The sequence below is a fragment of the Haloplanus sp. CK5-1 genome, assembly GCF_037201915.1.
Taxonomy (GTDB): Archaea; Halobacteriota; Halobacteria; order Halobacteriales; family Haloferacaceae; genus Haloplanus; species Haloplanus salilacus.
The window spans coordinates 882,206-891,340 of the sequence record NZ_CP147505.1 but is presented as its reverse complement, the minus strand read 5'-3'; the positions used below and the strand labels follow the sequence as shown (position 1 = coordinate 891,340).

Here is a 9,135-nt window from a genome sequence, read left to right as displayed (position 1 = left end):
TAAATATCGCGGCGACGGGGCGGGTGGCGAACGTTACGCGTCGCTCGGCTCTCTCCAGTGGACGGTGACGGTGCCGACGGCGAAGGCGTCGTCGGTGTCGGTGTCGCGGGCGATCCGGAGGTCGTTCACCCCGGCGACGAGGGAGGCGGCGTCGCCGAACGTGTCGACCCAGTACTGCCAGCCGTCGCTGGGTGGGATGTCGAAGCCGCCCGATCGCTGGCCGTTGATCAGGATTTCGTGACCGTACGCGCCGACGTCGAACGCCTGGATTCCGACGTACGTGTCGGCGGCGTCGGCCGTCGGCACGTCGAACTCGTGGGCGTCGGTCTCGTCACCGACGTCGTCGGCCCAGTCGAGGTCGAGCGTCCGGGTCTCGGGGCCGAGCTGTGCGCCGACGTGGATCGTCGCGTAGTTCGCACGAGGTGGCACGGGTGGCCGATTCGAACGGGACCGATATAAGCACGCCGACGGCCTACTCGTCCTCGCCGAACTCCGGTAACTCGCCCTCGTCGTCGAGCGTTTCGAGCTCCCGCTCGTACAGGCGCTGGCGCAGTTGTTCGCGCTTCTTCCGGCCCTTTCGCTCGCGACCACTTTTCGTGTCAGGCATTGTCACCCGTGGAGACGACCCCACGGTACATCAACCTTTCTCCGATTCCGACGCCGTGCGAGGCTGTCGACCCGGGCACCGAAATCCGAAAGCGGTGCCCGATCGTCCAGTGATCTGGGTATGATTCCGTCGTGTGACTTAAGTGGGAAGAGTGTCAAGCGTTACCATGTCCCTCAAAGACGGCCACGGCAGTCCCGTCCCCGAGGAGCCGTCGCCGGTCGAGAAACACGTCGCGGAGTGGGTCTGTACCGACTGTGACCACGCCGAGTACCGGACCACGACGGGCGTGACCGGATCACTCGTGCGCTGTCCCGAGTGTGGCGGTGATCTGATCATGCCCCGAGACGCGATGTCGTAGCTGTCGTCGAAAACGGGAGACGCCGGGACAGGGATTTGAACCCTGGATCCCAGAGGGAACACGCTTTCCAGGCGTGCGCCTTACCACTCGGCCATCCCGGCCCGCAGTTACCGACTACTCGCTCGGCCCTTTAACTCCTTCCGTTTTCCCGCATCCGAGGCTCCAGGACGTAACTGAGACCGGTCGTCGCGCCGGCGACGGCGAGTGTGACCACGGCGACGACGGCCGTGCCGACGCCGAGGGGACCGAGTAGCAGTCGGTAGCCCTGGACGAGGACGAGAAAGGAGAGCGCCCCGACCACTCCCCACAGAGCGCTCGACTTCTGTCGGGCGTTCATACGCCGGTCGCCCGAGCGATCACGCCACGTCGGCGATGGCCTCGATTTCGAGGGCCGCACCCTTCGGCACGTTGCCGACTTCGACGGCGCTCCGAGCCGGGGGTTCCTCGTCGAAGTAGGTCCCGTACGTCTCGTTCATCTCGTCGAAGTCGTCGATGTCGTCGAGGAAGATGGTGACTTTCAGCAGGTCGCTCGCGTCGGCCCCCTCCTCGGCGAGGATGGCCATTACGTTGTCCAAAGATTGCTCGGTCTGAGTGGCGACGGACTCCTCGTCGAGGAGGTCGCCGTCGGTCGTCAGCGGGAGTTGGCCCGCGGTGAAGAGCAGGTCGCCGTTCGTCGTCGCCTGACTGTACGCGCCCACCGCCGCGGGGGCGTCGTCGGTGCTGATGGTTCGTTTCACGCTCGTCCGGTCACGCGCGGGAGAGTTAAAAGTAGGCGGCGACGGCCGTACCTGCCGACGCCGGCCGAGTCAGACCGACATCTGGTAGCCGTTGACGATCTCGACCTCGTAGCCCGCCTCGCGAAGCGACGAGAGCAGGTCGTCGACGTGGTCCGGGCCGCGCGTCTCCACTTCGAGTTCGACGCGGGCGTCGTTCATCGCCACGTCCCGCGAGGTGCGGTCGTGGTGGAAGGCGGTGATGTTGGCTCGGTGCTCGGCGAGGGTCGTCCCGAGTTCGACCAGCGCGCCGGGCTGGTCTTTCAGGATGGTCCGGAAGCGGAGGTAGCGGCCCGTCGCGACGAGCCCCCGCATCACGACCGTCGTGAGCACGTTGAGGTCGATGTTCCCGCCACACAGCGCCGGGACGATGACCTCGCCCTCGTCGTACTCGACGGCCCCGGAGAGCAGGGCCGCAAGCGAGATGGCCCCCGCGCCCTCCGCGAGTGCCTTCTCGCGTTCGAGCAGGTAGGTCAGGGCGATGGCGATGGACTCGTCGTCGACGGTCACCACCTCGTCGACGCGCTCTTTGAGCACCTCGAAGGTCAGGTCACCGACGCGGCGGGTGGCGATCCCGTCGGCGATGGTGTCGACGCTGTCGCGTTCGTAGATCGCGCCTCGGCGGAGCGACTCGGCGGCACTGGAGGCACCCTCGGCTTGGACGCCGATCACACGCGTGTCGGCGTCGTGGGCCTTCACCGCCGTGGCGATGCCCGAGATCAGGCCGCCGCCGCCGATGGGGACGATCACGGTGTCCAGATCGGGGCAGTCCTCGACGATTTCGAGGCCGATGGTCCCCTGCCCGGCCATCACCATCTCGTCGTCGAAGGCGTGGACGTAGGTTCGATCCTCGTCGCGTTCGATCCGGTGGGCCTCCGACTGGGCTTCGCTGTAGTCCGCGCCGTGGAGGACGACCTCGCCGCCGTAGCGCTCGGTCGCTTTCACCTTCGAGACGGGCGCGTGGTCCGGCATGACGATCGTCGAGTCGACACCTGCACGCGTCGCGGCCAGGGCGACACCCTGGGCGTGGTTGCCGGCGCTCGCCGTCACCACGCCCGCCTCTTTGGCCTCCTCGGACAGCGTCTCGATCCGGTTCATCGCGCCGCGTATCTTGAACGCCCCCGTGCGCTGGAAGTTCTCCAGTTTGAGGTGTACCTCCGCGTCCGTCATCTCCGAGAAGGCGTACGAGTACTCCAGGGGTGTGTGGCGCGCGACGCCCATGACCCGGTCCCGGGCGGCGACAACGTCCTCGAACGAGAGCATACCGCACCATTCCCGACGGTAGCTGTTAACGGTTTGTGTACCGCGGGATATGGCTATCGCTCGACGGTGTGAAAGGGGGAATGCACGCGTGTGACGTGCGTATAGTCAATGACCGCCGGAGTATAAAAACGTCATGAAGGCGCAGTGAAAGTGAAAGTGGACGACGACGAGGCCGTCGGCGGTCGACTCCGACGGTCGGTGTCAAGAACGTTGTGGCCGGACGACGACGGCGTCGGCGTCGAAATACCGACGGACGCGTTCCTCGAAGGGGCCGTCACCGGGCCACTCGGCCGGACCCTCGTCGTCGGACGCCAACCCGTCGGCCGGTCGGTCACCGTCCACCAAGACGTCCGGATCGCCGACGTAGACCGCCACGGTCCCGCCGTCGGTTCGGGGGACTGACATCCGGACGTAGGGGCCCGTCTCGACGCCCTCGTAGGCGTCGAGGGCGTCGATATCGGCCGTTCGGAGGAGACGACCGGCCGTCTCGCCGCCCGGAACGAGCGTTGGATACCGCCCGACGACCGGGTGACAGCCCTCGAGAACGGCCGAGCCAACGAACACGAAGGAGTCGACGACCGTCGCCACGCGGTCGGGGTCGGTGAGCGTGCCGTAGACGAAGACGTCCATCCCGCTACCGCTCGTCGAGGGGGACGAACTCGCGGCCGCGCTCCCCCACGTAGCGGGCGCGGGGCCGGATGAGGCGGTTGTCCTCGTACTGTTCGAGGACGTGTGCGATCCAGCCACCGACCCGTGACAGCGCGAAGATGGGCGTGTAGGTGTCCAGCGGGATGCCCATCTGGTAGTACATCGACGCCGAGTAGAAGTCGACGTTGGGCGCGAGTCCCTTCTCTTCGGTCATGAACTCCTCGATGGTGACGGAGTACTCGTACCACTTGGGGTCGCCCGAGATGTCGCCCAGTCGCTCGGAGTACTCCGCGAGGATGTTCGCCCGGGGATCACGGACGTTGTAGACGCGGTGGCCGAAGCCGGGGACCCGCCGCCCGTCGTCGACGGCGGATTCGATCCACTCCCGGGGGTCGGCGTCGCTCTCGTCGATCTCCTCGAGCATCCGCATGACGTTCTGGTTCGCCCCGCCGTGGAGCGCGCCCGCGAGCGTGCCGATGGCGCTCGTGACGCCGCTGTGGAGGTCCGACAGCGTAGAGGTGGTGACGAGCGCGGAGAACGTCGAGGCGTTCAGCCCGTGGTCGGCGTGTAACACCAGCGCGGTGTCGAACGTCTCGGCCGCGATGTCGTCCGGTTCCTCCCCGTTCAACATGTAGAGGAAGTTCGCGGCGTGATCGAGGTCTTCACGGGGGTCGATCGGGTCCCGGTCGTTGCGCAGGCGCTCGAACGCCGCCAGCGCGGTCGGCAGTTTCGCCGTGATGCGACACCCTTTCGAGAGGTTCGCCTCGCGGTCGGTCGTGTCGGCGTCGGCGTCCGGATCGTACGCCGAGAGCGTGGACACCACCGTCCGCAACATCGCCATCGGATCCTCGTCGCGGGCCGCGAGTTCCTCGATGAGGTCGTAGACGGCGGGGTCGAGACCGCGCTGTGCGGCCAGTCGGGTGGCGAAGTCGTCGTGTTCGGCGCGCGTCGGCCACTCCCCGTTCCAGAGCAACGACAACACCTCCTCGTAACTCGCCTCGTGAGCGAAGTCCTCGATGGCGTACCCGCGGTAGCCCAGTTCGCCGGCGTCGCCGTCGATGTAGCTCAGTCGAGACTCGGAGGCGACCACACCCTCCAGTCCCCGCTGGACCTCATCAGACATACCACACCAGTTTCGGACCGTCTCAAAAAAGCGTTGCCGTTCGCCGTACCCCGCCAGTGTGGACGAGGGGAACGAGAGCACGCCCCCGGAGACCCCCGATCGGGGGGATTTTACCCCTCCACACCACGCCCTATGTATGATCCTGTCGGACACCGACATCCTCGGCCGCCTCCACGAGGGGAGTCTGGTGATCGACCCGCTCGACGACGTCGATCAACAGGTACAGCCGGCGAGCGTGGACCTCCGCCTCGGCTCGGCGTTTCTGGAGTTCCAGCGCACGAACATCTCCTGTATCCACCCCACACGGGAGGGCGAGGTCAGCGAGTACATCTCCGAGACGGTCGTCGAGGACGGCGAGGAGTTCATCCTCCACCCCGGCGACTTCGTCCTCGGGACGACCAAGGAACGCGTCGAGATTCCCCGGGACCTCGTCGCCAACGTCGAGGGGCGATCCTCGCTGGGCCGTCTCGCCGTCGTCGTCCACGCGACCGCCGGCTTCGTCGACCCGGGCTACCGCGGACAGGTGACGCTCGAACTGTCGAACCTCGGTACCGCTCCCGTCGCACTCACCCCCGGGATGCGGGTGTCACAACTCGTATTCACCGAACTCTCCTCGCCCGCCGACCGGCCGTACGGGTCGGATCGCGGCTCGAAGTACCAAGACCAAGACGGGCCACAGGCCTCCCGCATCGGGGACGACCCCGAGTTCGACACATGAAGTTCGTCGAGGAGATCGTCGTCGAGGAGTTCCTCCCGACGGTACGGTCGATGCTCGCCGCGGACCTCAGGGAGCGTGGGTTCACCCAGCGCGAGGTCGCGGACGCACTCGGCATCTCCCAGTCGGCCGTCTCGAAGTACGCCCACGGCGAGGTGACGACCAGCGACGCGATCCGGGAGGACGACCGCGTCGGCGCGCTCGTCGAACGGATCGGCGAGGGCCTCGCCACCGGCGACATGAGCCGGGTGCAGGCGCTGATCGAGACGGAGGTACTCATCCGCCGTCTCGAAGCCGGCGACCTCCTCGCGGAGCGCCACCGCGAGGTCATGCCCGAACTCCGGGCGGTCGACGACTCCTTCGACGTCCACGATCCCGAGAGCGACGTGCGGACGACCGAACAGGTCCGCTCCTCGGTGCGCCGGGGATTGCGCATCCTCCGGAACACCGCGGGCTTCGCCGACCTCGTTCCCAACGTCGGCTCCAACCTCGTCGAGTGTCTCCCCGACGCGGCCGACGTCGAGGACGTGGCTGGCGTCCCCGGCCGCATCTTCGACGTGCGCGGGACGACCACGGTCCCCTCGGACCCGGAGTTCGGCGTCAGCGAACACGTCGCCTCGGTGTTGCTGTCGGCCCGTGCCGCCGGCGCGCCGGTCCGGGGAGCCGTCAACGTGCGACACGACCCCGCCCTCCTCGACGAGTTGCGCGCGGCGGGCTACCGGACCGTCGAGTTCGACGCGGAACGGGAGACGGGGAACGACGACCACGACCCCGTCCGCCCAGCCATCGTCGACGCCGTCGGCGATGCGACGCCGTCGTCGCCGCTCGTCCTCTACCAGACCGGCGGCTTCGGCATCGAGCCCATCACGTACGTCCTCGCCGACGACGCCCCGGCGGTCGCACGGATCGTCCGCGACCTGTGTCGATGACCGCGCCCGCACCCGGTCGCGCGGCGGCCGCCCAAGCCTTCTACTCGCGGTGGGCCCCCGGCTACGACCGTCTCGCGCGCCACGCACCCGGCGTCCGTCGCCTCCGGCGCCGTCTCGCCACCGCGCTCTGTCCCGACACCGGCGACGTCGTCGTCGACGTCGGCTGTGGCACGGGCGCGACGCTCCCCTACCTCCGCGACCGGGTTGGCACCGAGGGACGCGTCGTCGGCGTCGACTTCGCCCCCGGCGCGGTCGCTCGTGCCCGCGACCGTATCGACCGGGCGGGCTGGGCGAACGTGACCGTCTGTCGGGGTGACGCCACTCGGCTCCCCCTCGACGACGCCGACGCCGTCGTCGCCGCCTTCCTCGTCGGGATGCTCCCCGACCCCGCGGCGACGGTTCGGACCTGGCTCGACAGCCTCGAACCCGACCGGATTGCCCTACTGGACCTCGCTCGGAGCTACCGACTCCCCGGCCGGCCGCTCGACCCACTCTTTCGCCTCGCCGTCCGCGGGTCGGCCCCACCCGGGACGGCGACACACCACGGCGAGTCGCCGACCCGCGTCCTCGACCGGCGGGTCGCCGCGGCACACCGGACGGTGCTCGCGGCGTGTGCGGCGACGACCCACGAGACGCGGGCCGGTGGATTCGCCTACCTGAGTGCGGGGCGTCCCGACCGTCGGTGACGTTCGACCGGCGGACGACCGCCGTCGGCCGGACGACACGTGGTGGGGGAGGGGTCCGACGCCGCTGAGACGGCTCAGAAGAGTTGGTCGTCGGTGTCCGCCTTCATCCCGTACGACTGAACCCCACCCAAGATGGCGTCACAGTTCGGGCAGACGAGTTGGCCGCGATAGAACTGTTCGTGTTCGCCGTCGTGACTCCCCAGTTCTTCGAGCGTCGCCTCGCCGGTGAACTCGCAGTGTGGGCACGAACCCATATCCGACCGTACCGAAGGGAGGGACATAACGATACTGCCGTCGGGTGCGGAGGTGGACGCTACTCGTACCGCGCGGCGTGGGTGTCACAGAACGCGGGGGCGTGCAACTGTGCCCGCACGACACCCGGCTGTCGGTGGGCGTCGTACAGCCGACACCGCTCGTCGTCACAGAACGCGCGTCCACTCTCCAGGAACTCCACCGCGGCGAGGGCGTACCCCTTCAGCGCGTCGGTCGTCCGTGGGTCGTCGGCGACGAGGAAGTCGCCGTCGATCTCCGCCTCGAGCACCTCGCGGGGCGGTGCGTCGCCAGTCAGCAGGGCGTGCTTGCTCTTGGCTTCGTAGTACGCCTCCGGCTTGGCCGGGGCCTCGTACAGCCCCGGCACCGAGAGCGCGGCCGGTTGGCCGAGGACGGCCACCCGCTTGTGCCACCGCCTGTCGTGGTCGCCCCACGTACCGAGGACGCGATCCAGCAGGGGGAGATGCAGGTGATCGAGTCCCTGCTCGTCCGGGAGGCGGGCGTTCAGCGCCCGCTGGACGGCGTGCCCGTCGTAGACGACGCCACCCGCCCGCTCGGGCGACTCCAGCGCCCGCTCCTCGTAGCGGACGATACCGACCATCGTGTTCCCGGTCGACCGCTCGTAGGGATCGGTGACGCGGGCCGCGGCCATCGCCTCGGCGAGGTCGTCGTCCCCGACGGTCCCCAGCAGTCGGTCGCGCACCCGCACCTCGGCGTCGATCCGGTCGCGGAGCCAGTCCGCGATGGCGTCGGCGTCCGCGGCCGTCGTCGGAGCGCGATAGAGGGTGACCGTCTCGACCATTCCTCGGACTCAGTCGTCCGCGGGAGCCCGCGACGTGAGTTCCACGTCGGCGGCGTCGACGCCGAGTTCGTCGATGGCGACCTGGGCGGCGCGCTTGCCCGAGACGAGCATCGCGCCGAAGGTGGGGCCCATGCGCGGCAGGCCGTAGGTGGTGGCGACGGCCATCCCCGTCGCGATCAGGCCGTCGTGGACCAACCCCGTGTGTTCGACGACTGCGTCCTCGCTCTCGCCGACCCACATGGAGTCGTGACCCGGCGAGTCGTGCCCCGGCGCGCCGTAGGAGTCGTCGTCGGTCTGGTCCATCCCCGTGTTGTGTTCCTTGGCGTGCTGGATGCCCGGCGCGTCGAGGACGCCCCGCTCGTCGAGTTTGGTGACCGCGACGGCGTCGTGGCCCGTCGCGTCGATGACGAGGTCCGCCTCGACGGCGATGGGGTCGACGCAGGTGATCTCCCGGGGCAGGGCGTGGACCGGCGTCCAGTTCATCACGATGCCGCCGACGCGGTGGTCCTCGCGGATCACGATGTCGGTGAACTCCGTCATGTTCTGGATCTTCGCGCCGGCGTCACACGCCGCCTTGATCAGACCGGAACACGCCTCCGGCCCGTTGGCGACGTACAGCCCCTCGGTGTCGTTGGCGGGCTTGTAGTCCACCTCGAGGTTCTCCAACACGTCCTGTGCGGGGTCCCGTACCGTCACCTTGTTCATCAGGAACCCGCCGAGCCAAAAGCCCCCTCCGAGATAGTTGTTCTTCTCGACGACCATCGTCTTCACGCCGCGCTCGGAGAGTTCCTTCGCCGCCATCAGCCCCGACGGGCCACCGCCGACGATGAGCACGTCCGAGTCCGAGAAGTCCATGAACTCCTCGGTCCACTCCTGACCGATCGCACGGGTCACGTCCGCCTCGCCGACCTGACTGAATTCGCTGAACGAAGACATACCACTCGCTACTACTATCGGGTGG

Annotated in this window: 14 protein-coding genes and 1 tRNA gene; 4 read left to right on the top strand and 11 right to left on the bottom strand. The window is 68.3% G+C overall.

Translation table 11 applies throughout. The features are described from left to right. Positions 1-33 precede the first annotated feature (33 nt). On the bottom strand, positions 34-429 hold the full coding sequence (locus tag NBT81_RS04735; RefSeq protein WP_338741406.1) for a DUF7383 domain-containing protein: 396 nt from the start codon (positions 427-429) through the stop codon (positions 34-36). A gap of 43 nt (positions 430-472) precedes the next feature. Continuing rightward, positions 473-607, bottom strand: a complete 135-nt coding sequence (locus tag NBT81_RS04730; RefSeq protein WP_338741404.1) for a hypothetical protein — start codon at positions 605-607, stop codon at positions 473-475. A gap of 166 nt (positions 608-773) precedes the next feature. On the opposite strand from NBT81_RS04730, the gene NBT81_RS04725 reads away from it, so the two are divergent. Continuing rightward, the gene (locus tag NBT81_RS04725; protein WP_338741402.1) at positions 774-965 is read left to right on the top strand and encodes a hypothetical protein; all 192 of its coding nucleotides are present in this window, start codon (positions 774-776) and stop codon (positions 963-965) included. 20 nt (positions 966-985) lie between these two features. Here NBT81_RS04725 and NBT81_RS04720 read toward each other — a convergent pair. The 6 genes from NBT81_RS04720 to citZ form a co-directional block, all read right to left on the bottom strand. Then, positions 986-1,066, bottom strand: a tRNA-Ser gene (locus NBT81_RS04720). Between the two features lie 29 nt (positions 1,067-1,095). Further along, positions 1,096-1,302 (bottom strand): hypothetical protein, encoded by a 207-nt coding sequence (locus NBT81_RS04715; RefSeq protein ID WP_338741401.1) that lies wholly within the window; start codon positions 1,300-1,302, stop codon positions 1,096-1,098. Positions 1,303-1,321: 19 nt separating this feature from the next. After that, complete coding sequence (locus NBT81_RS04710; RefSeq protein ID WP_338741399.1) at positions 1,322-1,702, bottom strand: Rid family detoxifying hydrolase; 381 nt, start codon at positions 1,700-1,702, stop codon at positions 1,322-1,324. Positions 1,703-1,771: 69 nt separating this feature from the next. Beyond that, positions 1,772-3,001, bottom strand: coding sequence for a threonine ammonia-lyase (ilvA, locus tag NBT81_RS04705; RefSeq protein WP_338741397.1), 1,230 nt, complete (start codon positions 2,999-3,001; stop codon positions 1,772-1,774). Between the two features lie 201 nt (positions 3,002-3,202). Beyond that, a complete protein-coding gene (locus NBT81_RS04700) occupies positions 3,203-3,631 on the bottom strand; it encodes a gamma-glutamylcyclotransferase family protein (protein WP_338741395.1) in 429 nt (142 codons plus the stop codon). A 4-nt stretch (positions 3,632-3,635) separates the two neighbouring features. Beyond that, complete coding sequence (gene citZ / locus NBT81_RS04695; RefSeq protein ID WP_338741393.1) at positions 3,636-4,772, bottom strand: citrate synthase; 1,137 nt, start codon at positions 4,770-4,772, stop codon at positions 3,636-3,638. Between the two features lie 136 nt (positions 4,773-4,908). Here citZ and dcd point away from each other — a divergent pair, with 136 nt between their 5' ends. The 3 genes from dcd to NBT81_RS04680 are packed head-to-tail and all read left to right on the top strand — an operon-like array spanning position 4,909 to position 7,102. Then, positions 4,909-5,490, top strand: coding sequence for a dCTP deaminase (dcd, locus tag NBT81_RS04690; protein WP_338741391.1), 582 nt, complete (start codon positions 4,909-4,911; stop codon positions 5,488-5,490). After that, entirely contained in the window at positions 5,487-6,416 is a 930-nt protein-coding gene (locus NBT81_RS04685) for a thiamine-phosphate synthase family protein (protein ID WP_338741390.1), read from the top strand. Before dcd ends, NBT81_RS04685 begins: the two co-directional genes overlap by 4 nt. Further along, positions 6,413-7,102, top strand: a complete 690-nt coding sequence (locus tag NBT81_RS04680; protein WP_338741389.1) for a class I SAM-dependent methyltransferase — start codon at positions 6,413-6,415, stop codon at positions 7,100-7,102. Before NBT81_RS04685 ends, NBT81_RS04680 begins: the two co-directional genes overlap by 4 nt. A gap of 74 nt (positions 7,103-7,176) precedes the next feature. On the opposite strand, the gene NBT81_RS04675 is transcribed toward NBT81_RS04680, so the two are convergent. The 3 genes from NBT81_RS04675 to NBT81_RS04665 are packed head-to-tail and all read right to left on the bottom strand — an operon-like array spanning position 7,177 to position 9,110. Then, entirely contained in the window at positions 7,177-7,356 is a 180-nt protein-coding gene (locus NBT81_RS04675; RefSeq protein ID WP_338741388.1) for a hypothetical protein, read from the bottom strand. A gap of 59 nt (positions 7,357-7,415) precedes the next feature. After that, entirely contained in the window at positions 7,416-8,174 is a 759-nt protein-coding gene (locus NBT81_RS04670; protein ID WP_338741387.1) for a DUF7001 family protein, read from the bottom strand. 9 nt (positions 8,175-8,183) lie between these two features. Further along, positions 8,184-9,110: a sulfide-dependent adenosine diphosphate thiazole synthase gene (locus tag NBT81_RS04665; RefSeq protein ID WP_338741386.1), complete on the bottom strand. Its 927-nt coding sequence runs from the start codon at positions 9,108-9,110 to the stop codon at positions 8,184-8,186. Positions 9,111-9,135: the final 25 nt, after the last annotated feature.